Below are 23,033 nucleotides of genomic sequence, written 5' to 3'. Positions count from 1 at the left end.
CCTGTTCGGAGTGACCAATGCCCCAGCCTTTTCTACTTGCCATTAGCTTTGTTGCGGCCTTTGTGTTCGCTAGTTTCGTTGAATACTGGCTGCATCGGCTCATGCATGTGTCTGCCAAAATTGGCCAGCGCCACCGAGACCATCACCGCCGCAATGAAGGCCAGGGGGTGCTGTGGGAATTTCGGGACTATGTGCTGGGCAGCGCGATCGCAATGGCCATTCCCTTTATCTTTTCCCTCACCTTTGGCCTAGGCTGGGCCGCTGGCGCAATCGTGTATGCCGCCTTTTCCGCCTATGCCCACCAGCTACAGCACGAAAACCCTCGCAAATGCTTCTGGATGAAGATGCCGGTCCATTATGTGCACCACAAATACGGCATGTGGAACCACAACTTTGGCCTGGGCGTCGACTGGTGGGACCACCTTTTTGGCACCTACAAGCCCGTTGAATGGCCCGCTGAAGATGACATCCCCGCAGCGTCCATGCTGGCCGTACGCTGGTGGTAGGGCATCGAGTCGGGCCATTGCATGCCCCGAACCGTAGGGTGGCAACGCCCCCTACTAGCTAAACTTCTCGTAGTTTTCTTTGGCCTGTTTTACCTGGGGCGACAGGGTCAAAATCTTCGAGACCGCCCCATTCACCCACGACAGTGGAAAGGCAAAGGGCCGTTCGATATCGAGAAATAGCACCACCCGATAGCCATCGGTGTCGTTCCACACCTCATGGTAGTAAGTGTCGTCAAAAATCAGACTTTTGCCCTCCTGCCAATGGGTGATGGTGTCGTCCACCCGAATGCGGCACTTTTCCTTGGGTTCCGGCACCCGCAGCCCCAGGTGATAGCGAATTAGCCCCTTGTGCTTACCCCGGTGCTCAGGAATATGTTTACCCGGTGCCAAAATCGAGAAAAACGCCACCTTTAGCCCAGGAATATCCTTTAGCAGCTGCCAGGTGCGGGGACATTGCTCACAGTTTTTAGTGGCAACAAACCCAAAGGCACAGAAATAATAGGTCTTCCACTTATCGTCGGGGCTAATGCGGTTTTGCCGAGGCATAATGTCCTGGAAGCTGGGCAACCCATTGACATCGGCCAGCACCTGGTCTAACTCTTGACGAATGGTGGTCCAGTTTTGCTCAAGGTCAGCCGCCCAGGGAAATGTGTCCGGCGAAAATATGGGCCGATTACCCAGGGGAGAAGAATCCCCCAACCAGGCTTCAAATCGACGGTACCAGGGACGATCAAAAATTGGATGGATCGGGGTTTCTGGGCTTTGGGGGGGCGTAAACTGCATGACCTCCAAGGATATTAAGATAAGCTAAAGAACAATCTAAAAACTGGGCTAATTTCATAGTTAACCCAGCGTAAAGATATATAGTATCGGGTTAAGTCCTCATCCCAGTATGCATATACCCGTTTCCCTATGAAATCGCTTTTGCTTTCTATCCTTGGTACTTGCACAGTGTGTGTTGCCCCCGCGTTGGCCCAGGTAATTCCGGTGGAAAATACCCCCGAGGTGGAAACCACTGTCAATCAAGAGGGTTACTCAGTCATGCTGGGGGACAGAGCGGATCGCATGGAGCTGGAATGCCGGGCTTATTTGGCGGTGAGCTTTCCCAACGGCATTATTAATCCGGCCTATTTGCGAGAGGATTTGGAAGCTACTTTTTTGGAAGCGGGTCGCCGAGGGGGCATCACCCCCAATACCCTGCGCGGCTCCAGTGAACTGATTGCCAATCGTGTGGGGGAATTGATGGAACTGAGCGGTCAAGCCTCGGATATTGAATCTGGCCTAAAGCTGCAGTTTCTATACGAGGAAATGGAAGAATTTGTTTGCGATCGCTTGCCCAAAGGATAGGCCCTGTGGGCTAACAATGCTAAAAGCGGTCTGCTGAATTCTGTCAGCAGACCGCTTCGTCCATCGTCCCTAGGTCAATTTTTCAGCGCCCATGGCGCAACTCAATTACCCCTGCTTACGCTTCAGCTTTTCAGCGCCCATGGCGCAACTCAATTACCCCTGCTTACGCTTCAGCAATTTGCCAGCAAAGCTCAGACCCAGCAGTGCTAGGGCAGCAGAAGGCTCAGGCACATCCGCAGCATCCGCTTCAGTAATTTCAGTATCCTTCAGACCACGAACAGCAATAACAACGTCATTGTAGTCTTCGTCACCACCGCCATAGAGGTCCTCATAGGCCAAGACCAAAAAGTCGTTGTGCTGGTAGGTGGAAACATGCTGCAAGCCATCAGCATTAGCAGTCTCAGAGGCAGCTAGGCTATCAAAAACATTGCCTGGGCCATTTCTCAAGAAGAAGTCAAGCGTGTCGCCCTCAGACACATCGCCAATTTTATAGCCTTCACCCAAGCTCATGCTGCCACCATTGGCAAACGCACTATTAACCGATGCCAGGGAATTCCAAATAGTTGTTACTTCACTGTTGTTAAACGAAGTTACAGGAGATGTCACATCCACACCATAACCAAATTGGTTCCAGTAGCCAGCACCTTCATTCACAAAGAAGACTTCCACATCATTGGCGCCCGCTTCCCAAGTTAGGGTCTCCAGGCCAATGCTATTAAGACTCTCCTGCTTAACTCCCTCAACATGTTGATCGTAAATCAACCCAGTCATTGTGACCCAGTCATCAAAGCCCAAAGAATAATCTGACGCCTGGTTGAGGTACGCGCTCTTGACTTCGCTGTAATGCGCGTCATAGCCTGTAGCACTTGCATCCATCGCCAGCAAGTCCCTAGCGCTGTTGGTTAGTGGACCACCAAAGCTATAGGCGTGGGCAGCCGTTGGCATAAAGGCCGCAACAGTCCCCGCTAATGTAACTAGACCAGACAAAAGAAAATGACGATTCATAATAGGCTGCTTCAACACTATGGACAATGACTAAAGATGTAACAGGAGAAAACGTAGAATACGGGCAACCAAGTTATGAGCAGATTTAGAGGATGCACTAGCGCCATCGACGGCAGGAAACCTCAGCATTCCTACAATCCATTTAGCAGGGATAAAACTGTTCCGACGGCTCTAAATCAGTAACTCTATGCGTTCGAACACATTCAGTATGCTGAACAACAGCAACCATCCACGTCCGCCAGACTACGTATCTTTCATCACTTTCCCACCTGTGGTGTTTACTGAGTTTTCAGGCTGTTTTATAACCGTAGTATTAAAGTTTGGCAAACAGGCATCAAGAAAACAAAAAAAATCAATCAGCGCCACCAGAAATTCACGCTCCCAAAAGCACTTCAAGCACATTAAAAAGAAAGCCAAAAGACCTAATAAAACCATGAATCATTCACGGAATCCCTGATGGCGCATGCATCATCTACAACATTGGATATGTCCTCTTTGGGCAACCCATGATGCAGACTCCGTAGAACCCACGACAGGCCCAACATGGTTAAGGCCCTGAAAAATAGAAACTATTTTTTAGATAACAAAACATAGTTCCTGTTCAGTACTTTTACCCTTGGGGTCAGTGCTTTTACCCTTGGGAAATGGCTCCAGCTCTCTTCGTCCGCAGCATTACGCCCCCATCGCCGGAACACAAGCCATTAATCGCTAAACCGCTGCTGCAAAAAAGATGTCAACAGCTGCACTTTTGTTGATAAATGTCGATTTGTGGGATACATCACCCAAAGGGATAGGGCTGTGGGCCGATAGTTGAGGGCAATCTCTCTCAAGGCATCACAGTCCAGACTGGCTTGAACCATAAACCGGGGCAACAACACAATCCCCAACCCTTGAATGGCAGCATCCCGAAGCACTTCACCATTATTGGAACACATGGCGCCGCTGATATTAATATCAATCTCTTCACCGGCATTTTCTAAAATCCAGCCATGGCGATTGGCCAGTTCGCCATAGGCTAAACAGCTATGGTCCTTTAGGTCCTGCACTGTTTTAGGCATACCGTGGCGTTCCAAATACCCAGGGGCGGCACAGAGCAAACGGGGCAAGGGGGTGAGTTCATGGGCCACTAACCGCGGCGGTGCTGTTTCTAATTTGGCAATCCGCACGGTCAGGTCAAAGCCTTCTGCCAGCGGATCCACAAACCGGTCTGCCAACGTTAGCTGCACCTGCACCCCAGGATAGTTAGCCATAAACTCCGCCAGGATCGGCCCCAGGTGCATCGTGCCAAAGGTCATGGGGGCATTGATGCGCAAAGGGCCGACGGGCTCTGCCTGGGCTTGGGATAGGGCCAATTCGGCTTCTTCTAAATCGGCCAAAATCCCCAAACACCGCTGATAGAAAGCAGTCCCTGTGGCCGTAGGCGAAACTCGGCGGGTGCTCCGTTGCAGCAACCGCACCCCCAGCTCCGTTTCTAGGCCAATCACCAGTTTATTAATGGCTGAACGAGACATGCCCATTTCCCGAGCAGCGGCAGCAAACCCCTTGGCTTCAACTACACGCACAAAGGCGTGCATGGCGGCAAACTTATCCATGCTGAGGCAATAGTCCAACAGCAGCATTGTCGCCCAAAAAGATACAATACGTCCACAAAAATGGCTATTGTCATTTTATAAATATCAATCCATAATGAAATCAACGTTCAACCGTACTGCAACCCTGCAACGGGAGGTCAACCATGATCACAATTCGACGAGCATCGGAACGGGGCAATGCTAATTTTGGTTGGCTAGATAGCCGCCACACATTTTCATTTGGCAATTATTACGACCCTGCCCACATGGGCTTTGGCAATCTGCGGGTGATTAATGAAGATAAAGTTGCCCCCGGGCAAGGGTTTGCCACCCATAGCCACCGAGACATGGAGATTATTTCCTATGTCATTGATGGTGCTTTAGAACATAAGGACAGCATCGGCAATGGGTCCATCATTAAGCCTGGGGATGTCCAGCGCATGTCTGCTGGAACCGGCATTAGCCACAGTGAATACAATGCGTCCAAAGAGGCAGCGGTTCACTTTCTCCAGATTTGGGTACTCCCTGAACAAAAGGGGATTGACCCCGGCTATGAACAAATTTACTTTGGCCCGGAGGAGAAACAAAATACCCTACGCTTAGTGGGCTCCCGCGATGGTCGGGCAGGGTCTATTACCATCCATCAGGACCTAAACCTGTACGCAGCCCAGCTTAACGCTAAGCAACGGCTCAGCCACCCTGTACCCGACCATCGGATTATGTGGCTCCAAATCGTTCGGGGCAATATCCAACTAGGGGAACAGGCGTTGAGCGCCGGTGATGGGGCCGCAATAACAGCGGCCACAAACCTGACGATGGTTGGCCAAACAGATGATGCGGAGATTTTGTTATTTGATATGCCCGCCTAGGGTCATATAGATCGTGCTAATAACAAACAGCACATCCATAGCGATCGCACCCCCATGATCCCATCGTCAGACAAGGGGGGATACTGACCCCGGAGTATGTAGTTCTGGGGTCAGCGCCTTCCGACCAGGGTCATTCCATCAATAACAATCACTATCCCAGTTATTTTTTAGATTTCATGAAGTTACCGCTGTTATTTATATTGTTTGTTGCAAATTTCAGCGCCAAACAAACCTCAAGTTGAGGAAGTATAGTAAGATACTGCATCCGGCATAGGTATTTCCCATATCTTCCCATAAAAATAAATATTTTTTGGTCTTTAAGATAGGACTCTAAACCTTGAGAACAAAGGTTTTGGGCTTCCTTGAGATTAGTTTTAACCCCAGGGCCTAAAACAGAAGTATCTGTAACAATCGCTTCAATATAAAGGGGACTTCATAGTATTTTATTAATAGGTTCTAATTATGGTACATACACACAATTTGTGTTGTATTTTCCAGCTAATCGATTACTTCCATAAATGAATCGGCATTGCTGATTTTCGGTATATTTTCGCGGCTCAGATGCATCTGCATGCCTTGCGAGTTTATATCCTACAGAAGCAATCGCCATGAGCCCATTTATGAATCGGTAATGGAACAGGATTAAGGTGAGTGGCTATTGCTTAGTCATTCATATTAAGCCTAAAGTCGTTACGAAGATCACGTGCATCATGCCAACAAATTTAGTTAGTCAAAAGCGCCCATGGCCCATCAGGGGGGTCACGCACTTTTTAGGTGCGGTGGGAGTCTCTACGTTAGTCTTCGGGGCTGGAGCCAGCTATGCAGCGCCCGATATCCAAGCCACCATGGCACAGCTCAATCAGCAGTTCTCAAATGAAGTCATTATTCCTGGATACCAGGCGCTGGGACTGCGGATGGATGTGCTGGTGCAAACGGCCCAGGCATTTGAAGCGGACCCCACGGAGGACAATCTAGGGGCCGTGCGCGCTGCTTGGTTGGACACACTATCTCAATGGACCAGCAGCAATGCGATCGCATTTGGTCCGGTGCACTCCCTGGGCTATAGCACCGCCCTAGAATCTCCTGTAGATGAAACCGGTATAGATTTGCTGCTGGCCAACGCAACAGAGACAGAAGAGTTTAACGTAGCGGCCTTGTTGCCATCGTTGCAGGGCTTTGAGGCCATTGCCTATGTGTTGGCAACAGCAGACGAGAAAACGGCGGCTGATTTTTCTGCCCAAGAACGACGCTATTTAACCGCCCTGGCCACTAGGGCCCAAGCGGTGACGGGGGATATCTTGGCGGTTTGGCAAGGGGGCTGGAACAACTATCCGGCCTATAGCACGTTGCTCTCTACGGCAGGCAGTCCTGGAAATTCGACCTATCTATCCGTGCAGGCGGGGTCTGAGGAAATTATTCGCACCATCATCAACAGCTTAGATGTTGTTGCCGGGGAAGAACTGCCCGATCTTTTAGAAACATCCACCACCCTGGCAGAAGCCCCCGATGAGATGACGCTTCAGCTGCTGACCAGTAGCTTGCAAGGGATTCAATCGGCCTATTTAGGCACTGTGGAGTCACCTAATGAGACAACCATTGGTGTGAGTGAACTGGTTGCGATCGCAAATCCAGACATCGACAGCCAAATTCAAACCTCTTTGACCGTGGCCCTAGACGGCATCGAACAGGCCATGGCCGATCCCAGCAATACCACCTCACTAGTCGAGGCCCAGTCTTCACTGGAACTGGCCTTTGAACTATTAGAGACCGAAGTGTTGCCCTTGGTAAAAAATTAGCGTTTGCTGATTTAGCCGCCCCAAACAGCCTGTCAGCAATACTAGACATCTAGCAGTCTGATTCGGGTAATAATACCAACAGGGACATCACTTTTAACTGTTTTACAACTTGATGTTGTAGTCAATGCAGCTAGGTTTTGCCGTTGTTGATTTTGAGGATGAAACAATCTGTGATCCTGACTTATCGGTCTGAATCTAGCCATTGGAATCATCACGAGGATCAGCAACGCCAGTGTTTAGACCTGCTGCCCGTGTAATCTACCAACCGCTTTGAATATGCAATTTCGACGATCCTTAAGTGCTGTTTCCAAGCGCTTACGATTCGGCCTAGTTGTCTTACTAACAACTGTGTTAACGGCCCTAGGAGGCATGCTTCTCTCCAGCGCTGTCCATGCCCAAATGTCCCCGGCTGCGGGCGACGCCACAACGTTTAACCGCACCTCCAGCGCCTATGAGGAGGCTCCCCCCAACTTAATTGAATGGGAAACCGAAGATCACGACCTCGGCGATGAGGTATTTGAGGAAGCCTTTGTTTCCACACCAGGCACCGAAAGTTCAGGTCTTGGGCCAGTATTCAACAATGCGTCCTGCGTTAGCTGCCACATCCGCAACGGCCGGGGCATGCCTGAGCCCGGTCAGCTCTTGCTGCGGGTTACCGATGGTGAAGCCATGGCGGCCCACCAGTCAGGCAAAGCTAGCGATCTGAAAAATGCCCCACCCGTGGCGGGCCTAGGCAATCAGATCCAAGACTTTAGCATCGTGGGTGAAACCCCAGAAGCCAAGGTGGACATCCTGTGGAAAGAGGAAGCCGGCAACTACGCAGATGGCACCCCTTACCGATTGCGATCGCCCCAATTTAACGTCACCCTACCCAACGGCGAAGCCCTGCCCGATACGGTCCAAGTTTCACCCCGCATTCCTCCCCACGTATACGGTCTAGGCCTACTAGAAGCCATTCCCGAGGAAGATATCCTGGCCCTCGCCGATCCGAACGATCGTGATGGCGACGGCATTTCTGGCCGTCCTAACCAGGTGTGGGACGAACAGACCAAGGACGTGGCCCTAGGCCGCTTTGGCTGGAAGGCCAACGTGCCCAATCTCCTACAGCAAAGCGCAGACGCTTACCTTAACGACATGGGTGTCACTAGCCCCATGTTCCCAGGAGAAGACGGCTCCGCCGAGATTGACAACGAAAAGCTAGTCCTAGCGGCAGCCTATGCCCAAACCCTAGCAGCCCCAGCCCGCACGCTAATGGACGATCCCCAAGTGCAACGCGGCGAAAAGCTGTTTACCGACGCTAGCTGCGCCACTTGCCACGTGTCTAGTTTCCGCACCGGCAGCCACAAATATCCTGCCCTCGAAAACCAAGACATCCATCCCTACACCGACATGTTGCTCCATGACATGGGGGATGAACTGGCAGATAACCGCGCTGACTTTGAGGCCAATGGTAAGGAATGGCGCACCCCCTCCCTTTGGGGTGTGGGTCTAGCCCAAACCGTGCTGCCCTACTCCGGCTATCTACACGATGGTCGTGCGCGCACCTTCGAAGAAGCGATTCTTTGGCACGGTGGCGAAGCCGAAGGCTCCAAAACGGCCTTTGCTAACATGTCCGCAGAAGACCGTGCAGCCCTTGTGCGCTTCCTACAGTCCCTATAGACCTGGATAGGCTGGATGCATGCAGCAGTTTGCTGTGCGCCAAGCCATAAAAGGGAAATCCATCAGCAACGCCCGCAGCTAAATTTAGCTGCGGGCGTTGTTATTTAAACTTAGCAATCACCACCGACACCTCTAGTTCATACATTTATCGGATGGTGCCACCCCCTACTGTTCTCTATAGTTGTTTTACAAGATATACTCAATCGTTGCTGTCCCAGGCTTAGGAGTGTTGCCATGCAGGTTCGTACTTTTCTACTACCGTTCCTCTGCGCTTGGCTTTGTAGCGCTACAACAGCCCAGGCACAAATGGCAGATGTGCCCAACTTTGACGAAAATGGAGACTTTATTACCGCCAGGGTCAGGGGCAACCGGGGCACCTATCCCCACAGGCAGTGGCTGGTGATTGAACCCGATAGAACCGGTCTCAACTGCCGCAATAGCAACGGTGACATTGTTGTGACCCTAGCCTATGGCGCTGTCGTTGATTCTGCCTTCCATAGCGATGATGCCATCAGCCGCATTAACGGTAGTCCCTGGCTAAAGGTTAATGCCAACGTTTTGGATGTGCGCCACATTGTGGTCAACGAGGCCGCCGTTAACTACACATGCTACGTACGCGCCAACAATCAATACATCACGCCCATCAATCCAGATACCCAGTAACGTCGTTGCGATCGCGCCCTAATACACCATGGAATAATTAAAATAGCTGCAATTCCAAGTCACCATCCCATAATCATCCATGACTTCAGGCCGATTGTTCTTATCAAGTTGAGCCACCGGTTCATTCGGAGAACTATCAGTCAAGCAAATATGGCTATTAGAGACGACAACAAAGGTTCCACCTGCCGATTCACCGATATCCTCTGGTGAAATAACAACCGGGCCACTACAGGTAGCCGATGGCATCACGAGGTATGCTTCAATATAGGTTTTACCGCTAATTTCCATCACGTTAAAACCTACATTGGCAATCTCAGTGCCCTGTTCCACCAGCGCTTCACACAGTTCACCAGCCAGTCGCTTCTTTCCCCACCAGGGTTGATGGCTCAATAGCCGATGCGTAGCCGCATACTCTAACTCCACACTATAGGAAGAACCATAAACATCCACAGTCACAGGTTCACTGGGTGAAGCCCGACTAGATGCCGCAAGGGAAAATATAGCAATGAAGCCTAAAATAGTGCCGCTAAAGAGTCCTTTAAACATCATCTAACTTCCTGGGGTAGCTTGTTCCATATCATTCAGAACCTGGATGCTGTTTAGGGATTCATCGCAGAGGCAAGAACCTATTGCTTGCCATTTATCTCTCAACAAACAATGAAGACAGATTGCAAACAACTATGCGCAAAGCAAACTACAGGCAGAGGGCCCTTCGCAAGTTTGTCGCTCGTACTGATTTTGGCAATATATCCGAGAGCTAAATCTTCAAGATAGAATCGCAATGGAAGTTCTGATAACTATAAGTATTGCCCAACACTTTTTTGAGCTATACAGAAAAACTCGATTCGCAACAATGCTTAATACCTCCGGCAACTAAAAAAGATATCTTCTACCTGCAGCCAGCAGCAGCCAGCGTATCATTCAAGACTGTGTACCAAGTCGAGCAATCCTTATTTGGTTAAAACACCCCTAAGCCCTCAAAATCAAACGCGCTCTGCGCCATCTGTCCTGCCCTACTGCGTTAGGGGCCTAACGTTAATCAACCAAAGTTGATGGGAATCCTAAGCTCATTTAGACGGACATATGCAAAAGCGAGCACTCTTGATTGGAGTGAGTGAGTACAATTCTGACCTCACGCCTTTACCCTCTTCGGAAAATGACGTCAGCGCCATGGCCCAGGTGTTGAAAGATCCTGAAGCTGGTGCATTTAATGAAGTCAAAACCTTAATCAATCCCCACTCCCATGAAATGCAGCGGGCTATTGAAGAGCTGTTCGCAAGCTGCGCCAAACATGACTTGGCTTTAGTTTTCTTTTCTGGCCATGGCATCAAAGACAACCGCAACAAACTCTTTTTTGCCACCCAAGAAACCTATAAGCATGAAACCGGAGAACTGATGCAGTCCTCTGCCGTTAGTGCCATGTTTGTTCGCGACCAAATGACCCGGTGTCGGGCAAAACGGCAGGCCCTGATTCTCGACTGCTGCTTCAGCGGTGCCTTTCAAAACGACTACCTTGCTAAAAATGACGACTCCATCGACTTTGTCGGACAGCTTGGGGCCGAAGGACACGTGGTTCTAACGTCTTCTAGTTCCACCCAATATTCCTTTGAATCTAAGGATGCCAAGCTCTCTGTATACACACACCACCTGGTAAAAGGAATTGAAACGGGTGCCGCTGATATCAACCAAGATGGAAAAATTTCCATTCATGAACTACACGAATATGCAACCCGCAAAGTTCAAGACGAACTCCCCCACATTACCCCCAAAATCATTGTCCTAAAAGACCAAGGGTTTGACATTGTCCTGGCCAGGGTTAAGCCGAAGCTCCAGGAAGAACCCGATATTACCGAAAAAAGAATTGCCCTAGACCATATTTCAATTCAAAATAAAATTCAGATCGATGATGATAGCCCCTATAACCCCATCCCCAGCCTGCTCGATCCCCTGCGACTGTTTATCGAAAGACTGATTGAACAAGTCAAAAATCGTCGCCTCACCCAGGGAAGCGCATTTAATGACGATGGCAGCAAGTGGCCTGAGTTTATTCTAGAAGCCATCAGAATTGCCTCCGATGCCAATTTGGTATTCACCATCAGCCATTCCAAAGGAGAAAATGGATGGAAGCTACGGTCACAAAGCAATTTAGCCAGTGAAGACAATGAGATTATCTATGGCGAAATTCTGAAGGAGGAGATTTTATCGACGATCTCAGTGGAGTCTATTTTTACCACTGGACGCCATGGCCTCTATAGATTTTTAGAAGATGAAACCACTAAAAATCCCCAGGCCTTTATTGTCATTCCCCTCAACCTATCCCACAGTGATGAGTTTATGGTGGTGTGTGGGTTAAAGCGAGGGTCAGACTATATCAATGACGCTTACACCAATATTGTCACTAGCTTTTTTGCCGCAATTGAAAACTTTGGCCTGACCCCGGAAAGAGTAGAAGCCCATATTTTAGACACTCTAAAGCACAATTATGGGTTTTTGCCGCTGGCATTTTATAACCGACGCTATGAACTGTTTTGTAATCGCCTGGCCCAGATCAACATGCATTTTGAACCGGTCTTAGATGTTAGGCGAATTGCCATTAGCGGCTGGGAAGCCTTGGCCAGAGATCCAGAAAGCCTGACTGCGCCGAAGGATTTATTTGATGCGGCGGAAATATGGGGGCGTAAATTTACCATCCAGTTAGATATCGAACTCCTCAAGCGTTCGGTCAAACAATATATTGACCTAAACCTGCAACACAATCGGGAACGGGACACGATCAACACGATGGATATGGCTCCCCTATCGGTGAATGTGTACCCAGAATCGCTGATGAGAACGGCTTATTTTGAAACCGTTGCCGCCCTAACCCAACCCGATGAAAATGGCGATCCGCTGCTACCGTCCCACTGCTTGATTTTGGAGATTTCTGAAAAAGTAGGCTTCCCCACTTATAACAACGGAGTAAAGCTAAAATCTCCCTTCAAAAACTTCAAAAATCGGTTAATTAAATACACCCAGGAACTGGGCATTCAATTTGGTATTGATGATTTTGGGGTAGGCCATGCCTCGGTGTCCAGACTGGCAGGCCTAAGGCCGCCCTATATCAAAATTGATCGCGATATTCTCCATCAACAACAGGTAGAAACCATTATCCAGTTTGTGCACAATATTGCCGCTCGCTCCAACGAACTGCACATCACCAAGATCATTGTTGAAGGGTTAGACGAAGAAGCCCCTATTACACTGTATGACCTAAAAAAATTGGGGGTCGCCTACGTACAAGGTCACATTATTGGCAAACCGGCATCCCTGATCTATGGGTTAACACCAGAGAAGCGTGAGCGTCTCAAACTGATGCTCCAAGGGGGATAGTGCGGCTAGGTCACCGGGACTACCCCCCGCTAGTTTCCCCCAGCAGAGCGTTGGCGTTGTCTGGGATATCATCGGCATCGCCTGGCTCAACAGCATTGACAACGGCCAGGAGAGGGCCAACCTGTTCTTGACCATTGAGGGCTAGCTCACTGTGACACAGAAATAGGTTTTCTGTTGTGCGGCCGAGTAAATCTCGTAAGATTCTCTCTAACCTTGCTTCATGCATGGTTTCTGTATCCAAGGCGGTGACCGGCCTCTGGGGCCAATCGCTGAGGAAAACCTCTGCCCCAAATAGCTCATCGCGCCCCGTTAGCCAACGGGGAGAGCCGGCGTCTAACCAAAACTGCCAGCGATGATTTAGCCGTTGAGCCCGATATTGAAACACGGTGGCTAAGGTAATGCCTGGGGCAATGCCATCTAGGGAACGGGTTGGATACGGATTAGCGGATACGGTCCCCCGTTGCAACAATTGGATAAAACGCCCTACATCGCTCAGGGCATTGGTTCCAGGCATGCCGTCGTAGAGGGCTAACCGTTGCTCCACCTCCCAAAAGTACTGGGCGGTTTCCATTAACTCCCGCAGCGCCGATAGCTGATCGGTGGGTAAATAGTTGCCCCGCCATAGGAAGTCTTGCACAGCCCGGTCTAGGACGATGACGGGACTAATGGGATAACGCTGACGCTGTTGTTGTTTTTGGGTGTTGATCCAGTCCAAAATACGTCCATAGGCCGCTGTTGCTTGGTGCCCCAGTCGATCCCACCGGGGAAAGTTCTCCACTGGCAACAGCCGCGGATGCTCAATATCGGGCACAAAGCAGTGGTCGGCAATGAGTTCTGAGCGCACCGGGTCAATGTGGGTGAGGTCAAACCAGGGCAAACTGGCATCGGTTTCTGGGGTTTGGCTAAGAACCACTAGCATTTCAGCTACGGCATCTCGATTGACGAGGCGACCCAGGTTGGGATAGACGAGGGTAAATAGGGTGAGTAGAGATCGCACAAATGGCGAACTAATCAGCGGCCTTTGATCTTTGAGGGAGGCCACCCCAATGCCGCGATTGCTTAAAATTTCAATCAGGCTATAGCGGGCAATGGCATCGAGGCCAGGACCAATCACCGCAATTTCCTGGGGGGTCACTTGCTGGCGATGAATAGCATCGGCGATAAACTCTGCGGTTTGCCGCAGCATTTTGCCCCGGGTGGTGGCACTGATTAGCTGCACTGCGGCAGGCAATTCAGGTACCGCCAGCGGGTCCTGAACCCACCGCACCATATCGTCAGCCAGCACACTGCCTAAATTCTGGTGTGCCTGGGCAGCGGCCAGTTCCATACCCTGGCAGCCCGCAGATAATGCCCCCGTCGCCACCGGATCGGCCCCCACCCCCAAACGCACTTGCCCCCTGGGATTGTAGGTAAATGCCTGGGAGACACCGGCAGCTTGAAAGACCCGAAACAGAGAAATTGCGATCGCGCTATACTCATCCACATCATCCGCCACCGTGCCCACAAAACGCTCCAGTAGCTGGGTTTGGTATTGGGGCAAGGGCAGTAGATACCGCCAATACAACTCCGTCATTAATCCATAGGTCAGCAACCCCCGCTGCAAACACCAGGCTCGCCAATCCAACAGGGCCGCCCCCATCTGCTCCCAAATCTGCGGGGGCACGCGCACCAGTCCCTGACAAAGACGAGGGGTAATGGATTCCGTTGGAATCTCAGCAGATGCCGCCAATTGAAATAAATCCAGCGCCCGCCGCACCATTTGCGACTCAGACCACCCCTCCACCTGCAGCGATTCTGCCAACAGCGGCTGCCAAAGTCTCAAGGCCAGAAGCTGCTCATTTTCAGGGCGTAACTTCAACGGAAACTGGGCCTTGAGATCCAACAATTCCACCAACAATGGCCAAAAAAGAATGATCTCACTTTGAATAAAACCAGCGGGCGTTGTTGTCCGATAGGGCACCCGATCTTGAACCGTCGCCGCCAACCGCTGGGCCAGGGCCATACGATTATCGCCATTGGCAGCAAACACCAACCACGGCCGTTCAGCCACCCCCTGCTGCTGGGATAGCCAATGGATCAACGCCTCAGTTTTTCCACAACGGGTTCCCCCCGTGATCCAGACCGACGTCGTAGCCAATTCAGACATACTTACCTGCAGCGTTTTTACAGCCTTGAAAGTTGAATCTGAATATTACAGTAACAGCAAGGACCCATAGCACTGGTCAAGCTAGTCAATACAATTGATATCCCTGAAAGCCTTTAGTAGCAAAAGCTATGGGCACAGCCCATCGAAAACCAACCCTGGCAACATAAATAAACCCAGATACCAAAAAAGGCCCGCCAAAACGGACCTTTGAGCACTGAATAATCACTGACTACGACGCCTAGAACTCAGACATTTAATCTGGCCTAGGCATTGAATAAATCAAAAATCCAGCAATTATCAATCAATAACTATCACCGTAGCAACAACCAAAAAGTTGAACTGCTAGGAAACGACTGCAGTTATGGCAATTAGACCAACCACCAGGGAAGCGCCCAAGATACCGAAAATAAGGTAGTTGCGCTTCTCACTAGATGTGGGGGGCTCAGCCTCATACATCTTAGGCTCAGAAGCAAAATTATTAAGGCGTCCACCTTCTTCAGTGGTATATGGCATAGGTATAAACTCTTACTACGCTGATGATTTTTATTTTAGCAAAGTTTGATGTAGATATCTATCGCAATTTACACACAACTCAATAGTTCGACATCAGTTTCCAGGGGGCAACCTCCGCAAAACTATGTAGTAACATCAGCACCTAATCAGGGTAGGAACCCTACCCAAGTAGCCATCAAAGAATCGCTACAATGCTATTGCCGCATGTGAGGAGATGCGATGGTAGCATCCGCGCCTGAAGAATTTTTGGGGACTACAATACGTCCCGCTTGGTCATCCCTGAAAGCTATTTTGTCCACCGAACAGCTAACCCAGCGTTTGCTGAAATGGTTTGTGGTCGACGATCAGCAGATTGCCAGCATTTTAGAAGAAATTCGCACGGAACTACCCACAACAGAGGCCTGGCTAATTGGCAAACCTCAGTCTGGCAAAAGTTCCATCGTGCGCGGCCTCACTGGCGTATCCACCGATATCATTGGCCAAGGATTTCGCCCCCACACTCAACACACCCAGCGCTACGCCTACCCCTCTGAAGATTTACCCCTGTTGCTGTTCACCGACACCGTAGGCCTAGGGGATATAGAACAAGACGTAGACACCATTATTCAGGAACTACAGGACGACCTGGGGCAACAGGCCCGGGGGGCAAGAATACTCTTAGTCACAGTCAAGATCACTGATTTTGCTGTGGGCAGCTTACATCGAACCTTACAACAGCTGAGAAAACAGCATCCCAACATTCCTGTCGTTTTAGTGGTTACCTGCCTCCATGAACTCTATGCTAACGATCAGGAGCATTCTCCTTATCCCCCCAGCCAAACCGAAGTCCAACGGGCATTTGGAGAACTGAAACGGAGTTTTGATGGGCTGTATGACAGTGCTGTCATGATCGACTTCACCTTGGAGGAAGATGGATATACCCCGGTTTTGTATGGCTTAAATGCCCTACTAGAGATATTGTCCGACCGACTCCCCGAAGCAGAGTCCAATGCCATTCATCAACTGCTCGATCAGGCGGATGAAGCCACAACCCAGTTGGGAGCCATTTATAAAGATGTGGCCCGGCGTTATATTTCTGCTTTTTCCGTCATTGCAGCCACCTTAGCCGCTGTGCCCCTGCCCTTTGCCACCATGCCCGCCATCACGGCATTACAGGTTTCTATGATTGTGGTGGTGGGGCAGCTCTATGGTCAGCGGCTGAGCTTTTCCCAAGCGGGGGGGGTGGCTAGTACCATCGCCGGTGGGTTCCTAGCCCAGGCCGTTGGGCGAGAGTTAATTAAACTTGTTCCCGGTCTTGGCAGTGTGATTGCGGCATCCTGGGCCGCTGCTTACACATGGGCTTTAGGGGAAGGCGCTTGCATCTATTTTGGCGATTTGATGGGTGGCAAAAAGCCAGACCCGGAAAGAATCCAAACCGCCATGCAAGAAGCGTTCAAATCTGCAAAAGAGAGATTTAAAGCACAAAAGCGTTAGGGAGAAGACTTGAGCACCTGTAGCTAATTGCGCAAGTACGGAGGTGGAGCCTCTTTTTTGGGCCAGGTGGTGTAAATAAAGTGGCTGAGGGTAGGTGCGGCCACACACAGCCCGATCAGAGCTATCCACCAGCTACTTTGAAATTCGCCCAGGTCAAAGGTCTCAGGCGTAGATGACAACAACTCTGGGGTCACTGACACAATATTATTAAAGGCGTGGGCCAAAATGGGCACCCAGAGACTACGGGTGCGAATGTAGAGCAACGCCATAATCACCCCGAACATGGTGAGGCCCAACGGATTGTTGAGGTGCAAAATGCCGAACAGAACCGATGACAGGAGAATGCCAACGGATAGGTTCCAGCGTACGGCCCAGCGCTGCAACAAAACACCTCGAAAGATAAATTCCTCAGCAATCGGGGCAAAAATAATTGCCACAAACAACATTAAATAACGATACAGCTGAGGTACGGAGGTTTCTACATTGAGCAATGACTCCGATAGGCGCTCTTCAACAAATCCGGGGGCAAACAGGGAAATGCCATAGAAAATTATGAGGGAGCTACTGAGCGAGAAAATAAACATGCTGGTGATCAGCAACAGGCCATAGCCCCAGGGAAATCGAGGTGCTTTGCCAAACAGCCGAGGCAAACTTAGGCCAGCTTGTTTACCGGTCACAACTAAGGTGGCACACATGATGCCAAAGATAAGCATGGAATTGACAGGCTGCCAAAGCCTATCTTCTAGGGGCCAGGGCAGTAGTTGGAAGTACCCTAAGATGACATATAGAGTTACCACCAAGGAGTAGCTCAATAGAAAGGTAATGAGCACATGGCTGCGGAATTTAAGGATATCGAAAGGGTTCCTGCCCATGTTGCACTGGTTACCAATAAAATTAGGTCTTAATTAGATAGATTGTAAGCGAAGGGAACAGTCCTTCCCAGGTCATTTTTGCCGTCGCCATGATAGAAATGCATTGGGCGTTGCCGATAGCCGCTGCCAATTCACGCTGCTGACCAATTTCGTGCCACGACCTAATACCGATAAAGTAGTCGCTGTTTTATGCCCATGAGCGATCGCAAACCCTGGCAATCCAAGACCCTCTGGTCCAAACTCCGAACCCAAACTGACCATGGGCTTGCCACCGGAGCCTTAGCCCCCATCGATACCGACTACGAAATCGTCAAGGACGGTAACATCGACTTCATTGTGCGAATTTTAACCAACCTCAATCGCAAGGCCCAAGCTCGCAAAGTTCAAACCAAAGAAAAAACGAATCCCTTTCTCCCCTACGATGCGAATCTATACGTAACCGACGTTTCCGAAACCCACGTCTGTTTACTCAACAAATTCAATGTCGTAGATCACCATTTTCTCATCGTTACCCGCGCTTTCGAATCGCAGCTCACCTGGCTCACCCTCGCTGACTTTATAGCCCTCCACCGCAGCTTAGCCGAAGTTCCAGGCCTATTTTTTTACAACGGCGGTCCCCAAGCAGGCGCCAGCCAACCCCACAAACATCTGCAAGTGGTCCCCCAACAATCCATGGCATTGCCGGTTGAAACCGCCGTGCAGGCCACCACGTTTATTAACGGGATCGGACAATCGCCCTTGCTGCCCTATGGCCATGGCATTGCCCAGGTCAGCCTCGATGACGATCCCCAACAATGGTTAACCACGTATCGCCAATTGCTGACTAGCCTGGCCATTGGCGAACCAACAGGGACCTGGCAAGGAGAACAGCAACAGGCCTATAACTTTTTAGGAACAAAAAATTGGATGATGATTGTGCCGCGTCACCAAGACGACCATCTGGGTATTTCAGTAAACTCCCTTGGGTTCGCCGGTTCGCTACTCGTCAAAAACCAGGAGCAAATGGATAGGCTGAAACAGCTAGGTCCAATGACGTTACTTCAACGGGTAGGGACCACCAAGACCTAATTCCCCCGGTGAGAAAAAACGCTGCCGACGATCAGTCGAACCACCAACGTTGCTAATTTTCAATTAATCCTACCCATACTAGGGAACGCACAAACATAAGGTCCCAGGCAGGGAAGGGACTAGAGAATGCGGGCGGGATGATAGCGCTTTACTTAGACCCTACGTAGAGACTAAAACCTAAGAAAAACAGAGCTCAAAGGGCCTTCAATGCCAAGTTAAAACAAAGCGGAGATATCTTCGCCACACTCATCCGCCAAGAAGCATAGGGCACGAAAACGTAAACCCACCACCTCATCGTATAGGGGGTTCAGCTTACACATCGGTGGGATGTGGGCAATGGTGCGACCAAACAAAACGATATCTCGCTCAAAGGGACATTGAGCGGGTACTAGATGAGCAATGCGGCGCGCGATGGCGGGATCCGTAACCGTAAGGTTATCTAGCCAACGGCGAAGGGGTTGAAGGGGCTTGAATTGCTTTTTGGCCCCATGGAAGACATGATTCTTCAGAAATGCAGTGGCAGAAGACATGATTCAAATAATAAAGACGTACTTTTTTCAGGAAAAGAAGTTATTTAGAAGGGTTCGTGTTGCTGACCCTCGGCGAGGTTTACCCTGAAAGACACAGAAAAGCGCTACTCAGATTAATTTACCCCTTAAATCAGCCGCTAATAATGATATGGAAAAGACGTTTTATAGGCAGGCTGTAGAACAGCGATTAAATCTCCTCTACAGTAAGCAATTAGAGTTAGCTCTAGGTAAAGCGAAGAATAACTCTGACGAAAATTTTCTAAAGCTCCAATAAAGTCAAAAAAATAAAAGAGATAGAAAGGTGAAAACCTAAAAACAAATTAAATCAAGCTAGTAAATACTAGAAGATAAATCTGTTTTTGTGGGTCACCAGCACAACATTTCCCTGTATTTGATGCAAGATACGCATCTAGCCGTCAGATTTCCGGATACTCACGGCAATTCGGTAAGAATATTAGGGTTTTATGGAAACCTAATTCATTAAAAATCATGAAATATCACTTACCTATGGTCATACTGCCCCAATCCAAAAGAGGAGCAATCAGAAGAATTACATAAACATCTATAAATACTCTCGCAAGAGTGTATTGAAAAAACACAAAACGTACGAACATTTCCGGACTCCCAAATCTCATGGGAGTGATGTTTAGTCACAATAAACACCCAAAAACGGTATCAAGGACAACAATTTTTCCAGGTACCCCGACCCAAAACAAGTAATGGGCAAAATCTCACGTTCCTTCACCAAAAGTTTCTTTTTTTACTGTGTTAGATATGGTCCTAAAAAGGAATAAACAGTTTCAACAAAGAAACTTGATTTAAGCATCCCAATCACAATTCTCAAAAGGCGGGGCTTAATTAGAAAAGCCATTGAAAAGCCATTGGAAAGTAAGTGGGTAAACTTATTTTTCCAACAGTCATATTCCAACAGTCATACCAATTGAGTTCGGTCTAACACCGCGATCCATACCATACGCAACTCGGCGGCCATCTATAGGCAACTCAATAAAAGTTGACGACTAGTAGCAATCCCTCCTGAATAGCCATGGCTAGCGGCCCTAGCCCAAAGGATCGGTTATCCCGAATTAAGCAACTTCGTATCGTGATATAGGCTTAGTTAGCACTCTGATACAGAGAGTGCTAAGGTCTTTCATTGCAGAGCTAAACGAGCTGACTATGGCGAAACTGGTAGTATTTGATGAAAAGTCCCGCCAGGCTTTAGAACGAGGCGTTAATGCCTTGGCCGATGCGGTCAAGATTACCCTGGGTCCCAAGGGGCGTAACGTTGTATTAGAGAAGAAATTCGGCGCACCTCAGATTGTGAACGATGGTATTACCATCGCGAAGGAAATCGAGCTATCTGATCCCTATGAAAATACTGGAGCACGTCTGATCCAGGAAGTGGCTTCTAAGACTAAGGATCTAGCGGGTGATGGTACCACCACAGCTACGGTACTAGCTCAAGCAATCATTCGTGAAGGCCTTAAGAACGTTGCTGCAGGTGCTAACCCAGTTAGTCTGCGCCGGGGTATTGAAAAGGCAGTCAACATGCTGGTAAGCGAAATTGCTGCAGCGGCCAAGCCTGTAGAAGGTAAAGAAATTGCCCAGGTAGCCACCGTATCTGCTGGCAGCGACGAAACCGTCGGCAACATGATTGCTGAGGCCATGGATAAGGTGACTAAAGATGGTGTAATTACCGTCGAAGAATCCAAGTCCCTCCACACCGAATTGGATGTGGTAGAAGGGATGCAAATCGATCGCGGTTACCTCTCCCCCTACTTCGTGACCGATCAAGAGCGGATGATCGCTGACCTTGACGGTGCATTGCTGCTGATCACCGACAAAAAGATCAGTTCCATGCAGGACCTGGTGGGCATTCTGGAAAACATTGCCCGCGCTGGCAAGCCCCTGGTTATCATCGCTGAAGATGTGGATGGTGAAGCCCTAGCCACCCTAGTGGTCAACAAGGCCCGCGGTGTGCTCAACGTTGCAGCCGTGAAAGCGCCTGGTTTCGGTGAGCGTCGTAAGGCCATGCTTCGCGACATCGCAGCCCTGACCGGCGGCACCCTGATTTCTGAGGAAGTCGGCCTTAGCCTAGAAATGGCCAATGAGGACATGCTGGGCCATGCTAATAAGATCACCATTACTAAGGACACCACCACAATCGTGTCTGAAAGTGGCAACAAAGCCGTCATCGACGAGCGCATTAGTCAAATTCGCCGTGAGCTAGCGGAAACCGATTCTGAGTATGACAAAGAAAAGCTATCTGAGCGCTTGGCTAAGCTAGCTGGTGGCGTTGCCGTCATTAAGGTCGGTGCAGCCACTGAAACTGAACTCAAAGACCGTAAGCTGCGCATCGAAGATGCCCTCAGCGCTACTAAGGCCGCTGTGGATGAAGGCATTGTTCCTGGTGGCGGCATCACCCTGCTACACCTGGCGCAAAAGCTGGAAAGCGTAAAATCTAGCCTGACGGCAGAAGAGCAGACCGGTGTGGACATCGTGATGCGCGCTGTGGAAGCCCCCCTGCGTCAGATTGCTGACAATGCGGGTGATGAAGGTAGCGTTGTGGTTGAAAAGGTACGCTCCATGCCTTTCAACGAAGGTTATAACGCCCTAACCGGCGCTTACGAAGACCTGATGGCCAGCGGTATTGTTGACCCGGCCAAGGTTGTACGTTCTGCACTACAGGATGCGGCATCCGTCTCTGGCATGGTACTCACCACTGAAGCGCTAGTGGTAGAGAAGCCCGAACCTGAATCTGCCGCGCCCGGTGGCGACATGGGCGGCATGGGCGGCATGGGCGGCATGGGTGGCATGGGCGGCATGGGCGGCATGGGCATGCCCGGCATGATGTAACACTTGCCCAAGCCTTCTGCCCGAAGGCCCCTCCTTTTCGGCAGGGATAAACCTAGATTGATATGGCGTAGGGTCGTTGTTGGTAACGACCCTACGTTTTTTAGTTAATCTGTATTTTTTAGTTGATTGATTGACGCAAAAATGGGGATCAGCGATATTCTAGATAGTACATTTTTACTTAGACCGTAATTGGAAGTAGCCAGTGACTCGCGTATCTGACCTCGCCCAGATTCAGGAAGTGGAACTTAGCCAGCGGATCTTGGAAATGGCCAAGGCGGGGGTGTATCGGGAGTCGTTGTTTGATGCGTTTAGCGGCGTGGCGAGTAAACGCCAGGTACGGGCTGCGATCGCAACAGCCAAACAGTTTGGGCTACGTTCCAACCCCGCCCTACGCGATACCGACTTGGGCACCTACTACCACATCGACCCCAAGCATTACGATAGCTTTCAAACTTTATTAGAAGCCGCCATCTCTCCCATATCCAGCGATGATGTGGCCACTCGCCTACGCAAGCTAACTGAAATTGTGCAAACGCTAGTTAGAATTTCCAGTGGTGTAGCGCTCTCACTACTCATGGCTGGTAGTCTATGTGTCCTCAATGGCAAACTCATTCTGGCAGCCACCATCTGGAGCGCAGCCCTAGCAGTCAGCCTCGTATGGATGCTGCAAAAGCTCATGGTCGGATCATTTCTAGAGTAATAACGCCGGAATACTCTAAAAACGCCAGCATCGTAGCAACAGCGTGATTAACAGCAACATCAGAGCGTCTCTAACCGATTATCTAACCGA

Annotated in this window: 20 protein-coding genes; 11 read left to right on the top strand and 9 right to left on the bottom strand. The window is 49.9% G+C overall.

What is annotated here, in order from left to right:
* The first annotated feature begins 17 nt into the window (after positions 1 to 17).
* Positions 18 to 506, top strand: coding sequence for a sterol desaturase family protein (locus tag IXB28_RS06080; RefSeq protein WP_215617640.1), 489 nt, complete (start codon positions 18 to 20; stop codon positions 504 to 506).
* Positions 507 to 560: 54 nt separating this feature from the next.
* Here the strand turns inward: IXB28_RS06080 and IXB28_RS06075 are convergent, their stop codons facing one another.
* On the bottom strand, positions 561 to 1,289 hold the full coding sequence (locus IXB28_RS06075; RefSeq protein WP_215617639.1) for an aspartyl/asparaginyl beta-hydroxylase domain-containing protein: 729 nt from the start codon (positions 1,287 to 1,289) through the stop codon (positions 561 to 563).
* A gap of 129 nt (positions 1,290 to 1,418) precedes the next feature.
* Between IXB28_RS06075 and IXB28_RS06070 the strand changes: the two genes are divergently transcribed.
* Positions 1,419 to 1,853: a hypothetical protein gene (locus tag IXB28_RS06070; protein WP_215617638.1), complete on the top strand. Its 435-nt coding sequence runs from the start codon at positions 1,419 to 1,421 to the stop codon at positions 1,851 to 1,853.
* Positions 1,854 to 2,006: 153 nt separating this feature from the next.
* Here the strand turns inward: IXB28_RS06070 and IXB28_RS06065 are convergent, their stop codons facing one another.
* The 3 genes from IXB28_RS06065 to IXB28_RS06055 all read right to left on the bottom strand — a co-directional run bounded on the left by IXB28_RS06065 (position 2,007) and on the right by IXB28_RS06055 (position 4,450).
* Complete coding sequence (locus IXB28_RS06065; RefSeq protein WP_215617928.1) at positions 2,007 to 2,858, bottom strand: DUF4114 domain-containing protein; 852 nt, start codon at positions 2,856 to 2,858, stop codon at positions 2,007 to 2,009.
* A gap of 243 nt (positions 2,859 to 3,101) precedes the next feature.
* A complete protein-coding gene (locus IXB28_RS06060) occupies positions 3,102 to 3,293 on the bottom strand; it encodes a hypothetical protein (RefSeq protein WP_215617637.1) in 192 nt (63 codons plus the stop codon).
* Positions 3,294 to 3,559: 266 nt separating this feature from the next.
* On the bottom strand, positions 3,560 to 4,450 hold the full coding sequence (locus tag IXB28_RS06055) for a LysR family transcriptional regulator (RefSeq protein WP_215617636.1): 891 nt from the start codon (positions 4,448 to 4,450) through the stop codon (positions 3,560 to 3,562).
* Between the two features lie 143 nt (positions 4,451 to 4,593).
* Here IXB28_RS06055 and IXB28_RS06050 point away from each other — a divergent pair, with 143 nt between their 5' ends.
* From IXB28_RS06050 to IXB28_RS06035, 4 genes are all read left to right on the top strand, one after another.
* Positions 4,594 to 5,298, top strand: a complete 705-nt coding sequence (locus IXB28_RS06050) for a pirin family protein (RefSeq protein WP_215617635.1) — start codon at positions 4,594 to 4,596, stop codon at positions 5,296 to 5,298.
* A 779-nt stretch (positions 5,299 to 6,077) separates the two neighbouring features.
* The gene (locus tag IXB28_RS06045) at positions 6,078 to 7,094 is read left to right on the top strand and encodes an imelysin family protein (protein ID WP_215617634.1); all 1,017 of its coding nucleotides are present in this window, start codon (positions 6,078 to 6,080) and stop codon (positions 7,092 to 7,094) included.
* A gap of 369 nt (positions 7,095 to 7,463) precedes the next feature.
* Positions 7,464 to 8,753 (top strand): di-heme oxidoreductase family protein, encoded by a 1,290-nt coding sequence (locus IXB28_RS06040; RefSeq protein WP_246559631.1) that lies wholly within the window; start codon positions 7,464 to 7,466, stop codon positions 8,751 to 8,753.
* A gap of 234 nt (positions 8,754 to 8,987) precedes the next feature.
* Positions 8,988 to 9,416, top strand: coding sequence for a hypothetical protein (locus tag IXB28_RS06035; RefSeq protein ID WP_215617632.1), 429 nt, complete (start codon positions 8,988 to 8,990; stop codon positions 9,414 to 9,416).
* An 18-nt stretch (positions 9,417 to 9,434) separates the two neighbouring features.
* Here IXB28_RS06035 and IXB28_RS06030 read toward each other — a convergent pair whose 3' ends face one another.
* Complete coding sequence (locus IXB28_RS06030; RefSeq protein WP_215617631.1) at positions 9,435 to 9,965, bottom strand: hypothetical protein; 531 nt, start codon at positions 9,963 to 9,965, stop codon at positions 9,435 to 9,437.
* A gap of 534 nt (positions 9,966 to 10,499) precedes the next feature.
* Between IXB28_RS06030 and IXB28_RS06025 the strand changes: the two genes are divergently transcribed.
* Positions 10,500 to 12,785 (top strand): caspase, EACC1-associated type, encoded by a 2,286-nt coding sequence (locus tag IXB28_RS06025; protein ID WP_215617630.1) that lies wholly within the window; start codon positions 10,500 to 10,502, stop codon positions 12,783 to 12,785.
* 19 nt (positions 12,786 to 12,804) lie between these two features.
* Here IXB28_RS06025 and IXB28_RS06020 read toward each other — a convergent pair whose 3' ends face one another.
* Positions 12,805 to 14,931, bottom strand: a complete 2,127-nt coding sequence (locus tag IXB28_RS06020; protein ID WP_215617629.1) for a hypothetical protein — start codon at positions 14,929 to 14,931, stop codon at positions 12,805 to 12,807.
* A 342-nt stretch (positions 14,932 to 15,273) separates the two neighbouring features.
* The gene (gene psb34, locus IXB28_RS06015; protein ID WP_215617628.1) at positions 15,274 to 15,444 is read right to left on the bottom strand and encodes a photosystem II assembly protein Psb34; all 171 of its coding nucleotides are present in this window, start codon (positions 15,442 to 15,444) and stop codon (positions 15,274 to 15,276) included.
* Positions 15,445 to 15,663: 219 nt separating this feature from the next.
* Here psb34 and IXB28_RS06010 point away from each other — a divergent pair, with 219 nt between their 5' ends.
* Entirely contained in the window at positions 15,664 to 16,917 is a 1,254-nt protein-coding gene (locus tag IXB28_RS06010) for a YcjF family protein (RefSeq protein ID WP_215617627.1), read from the top strand.
* A gap of 23 nt (positions 16,918 to 16,940) precedes the next feature.
* On the opposite strand, the gene IXB28_RS06005 is transcribed toward IXB28_RS06010, so the two are convergent.
* The gene (locus IXB28_RS06005; RefSeq protein WP_215617626.1) at positions 16,941 to 17,789 is read right to left on the bottom strand and encodes a CPBP family intramembrane glutamic endopeptidase; all 849 of its coding nucleotides are present in this window, start codon (positions 17,787 to 17,789) and stop codon (positions 16,941 to 16,943) included.
* Positions 17,790 to 17,984: 195 nt separating this feature from the next.
* On the opposite strand from IXB28_RS06005, the gene IXB28_RS06000 reads away from it, so the two are divergent.
* Positions 17,985 to 18,857, top strand: a complete 873-nt coding sequence (locus tag IXB28_RS06000) for an ATP adenylyltransferase family protein (RefSeq protein WP_246559630.1) — start codon at positions 17,985 to 17,987, stop codon at positions 18,855 to 18,857.
* A gap of 215 nt (positions 18,858 to 19,072) precedes the next feature.
* On the opposite strand, the gene IXB28_RS05995 is transcribed toward IXB28_RS06000, so the two are convergent.
* Positions 19,073 to 19,387 carry a Mo-dependent nitrogenase C-terminal domain-containing protein gene (locus tag IXB28_RS05995; RefSeq protein ID WP_215617624.1) on the bottom strand — a complete coding sequence of 105 codons (315 nt, stop codon included), beginning with the start codon at positions 19,385 to 19,387 and terminating at the stop codon, positions 19,073 to 19,075.
* 1,176 nt (positions 19,388 to 20,563) lie between these two features.
* On the opposite strand from IXB28_RS05995, the gene groL reads away from it, so the two are divergent.
* Together groL and IXB28_RS05985 are read left to right on the top strand one after the other, a co-directional pair.
* On the top strand, positions 20,564 to 22,243 hold the full coding sequence (groL, locus tag IXB28_RS05990; protein WP_215617623.1) for a chaperonin GroEL: 1,680 nt from the start codon (positions 20,564 to 20,566) through the stop codon (positions 22,241 to 22,243).
* 202 nt (positions 22,244 to 22,445) lie between these two features.
* The gene (locus IXB28_RS05985; RefSeq protein WP_215617622.1) at positions 22,446 to 22,943 is read left to right on the top strand and encodes a hypothetical protein; all 498 of its coding nucleotides are present in this window, start codon (positions 22,446 to 22,448) and stop codon (positions 22,941 to 22,943) included.
* Positions 22,944 to 23,033: the final 90 nt, after the last annotated feature.

Source organism: Leptothoe kymatousa TAU-MAC 1615, assembly GCF_018739865.1.
Classification (GTDB): domain Bacteria; phylum Cyanobacteriota; class Cyanobacteriia; order Phormidesmidales; family Phormidesmidaceae; genus Leptothoe; species Leptothoe kymatousa.
The sequence above is the reverse complement of the archived record's forward strand: the minus strand, read 5'-3'. Positions and strand labels throughout refer to the sequence as shown.

Bases quoted from the DNA above. Each gene is read 5' to 3' on its own strand.
- IXB28_RS06080 (WP_215617640.1), top strand. From the start codon at position 18: ATGCCCCAGCCTTTTCTACTTGCCATTAGCTTTGTTGCGGCCTTTGTG.
- IXB28_RS06075 (WP_215617639.1), bottom strand. From the start codon at position 1,289: ATGCAGTTTACGCCCCCCCAAAGCCCAGAAACCCCGATCCATCCAATT.
- IXB28_RS06070 (WP_215617638.1), top strand. From the start codon at position 1,419: ATGAAATCGCTTTTGCTTTCTATCCTTGGTACTTGCACAGTGTGTGTT.
- IXB28_RS06065 (WP_215617928.1), bottom strand. From the start codon at position 2,858: ATGAATCGTCATTTTCTTTTGTCTGGTCTAGTTACATTAGCGGGGACT.
- IXB28_RS06060 (WP_215617637.1), bottom strand. From the start codon at position 3,293: ATGGTTTTATTAGGTCTTTTGGCTTTCTTTTTAATGTGCTTGAAGTGC.
- IXB28_RS06055 (WP_215617636.1), bottom strand. From the start codon at position 4,450: ATGGATAAGTTTGCCGCCATGCACGCCTTTGTGCGTGTAGTTGAAGCC.
- IXB28_RS06050 (WP_215617635.1), top strand. From the start codon at position 4,594: ATGATCACAATTCGACGAGCATCGGAACGGGGCAATGCTAATTTTGGT.
- IXB28_RS06040 (WP_246559631.1), top strand. From the start codon at position 7,464: ATGCTTCTCTCCAGCGCTGTCCATGCCCAAATGTCCCCGGCTGCGGGC.
- IXB28_RS06035 (WP_215617632.1), top strand. From the start codon at position 8,988: ATGCAGGTTCGTACTTTTCTACTACCGTTCCTCTGCGCTTGGCTTTGT.
- IXB28_RS06030 (WP_215617631.1), bottom strand. From the start codon at position 9,965: ATGATGTTTAAAGGACTCTTTAGCGGCACTATTTTAGGCTTCATTGCT.
- IXB28_RS06025 (WP_215617630.1), top strand. From the start codon at position 10,500: ATGCAAAAGCGAGCACTCTTGATTGGAGTGAGTGAGTACAATTCTGAC.
- IXB28_RS06020 (WP_215617629.1), bottom strand. From the start codon at position 14,931: ATGTCTGAATTGGCTACGACGTCGGTCTGGATCACGGGGGGAACCCGT.
- psb34 (WP_215617628.1), bottom strand. From the start codon at position 15,444: ATGCCATATACCACTGAAGAAGGTGGACGCCTTAATAATTTTGCTTCT.
- IXB28_RS06010 (WP_215617627.1), top strand. From the start codon at position 15,664: ATGGTAGCATCCGCGCCTGAAGAATTTTTGGGGACTACAATACGTCCC.
- IXB28_RS06005 (WP_215617626.1), bottom strand. From the start codon at position 17,789: ATGGGCAGGAACCCTTTCGATATCCTTAAATTCCGCAGCCATGTGCTC.
- IXB28_RS06000 (WP_246559630.1), top strand. From the start codon at position 17,985: ATGAGCGATCGCAAACCCTGGCAATCCAAGACCCTCTGGTCCAAACTC.
- IXB28_RS05995 (WP_215617624.1), bottom strand. From the start codon at position 19,387: ATGTCTTCTGCCACTGCATTTCTGAAGAATCATGTCTTCCATGGGGCC.
- groL (WP_215617623.1), top strand. From the start codon at position 20,564: ATGGCGAAACTGGTAGTATTTGATGAAAAGTCCCGCCAGGCTTTAGAA.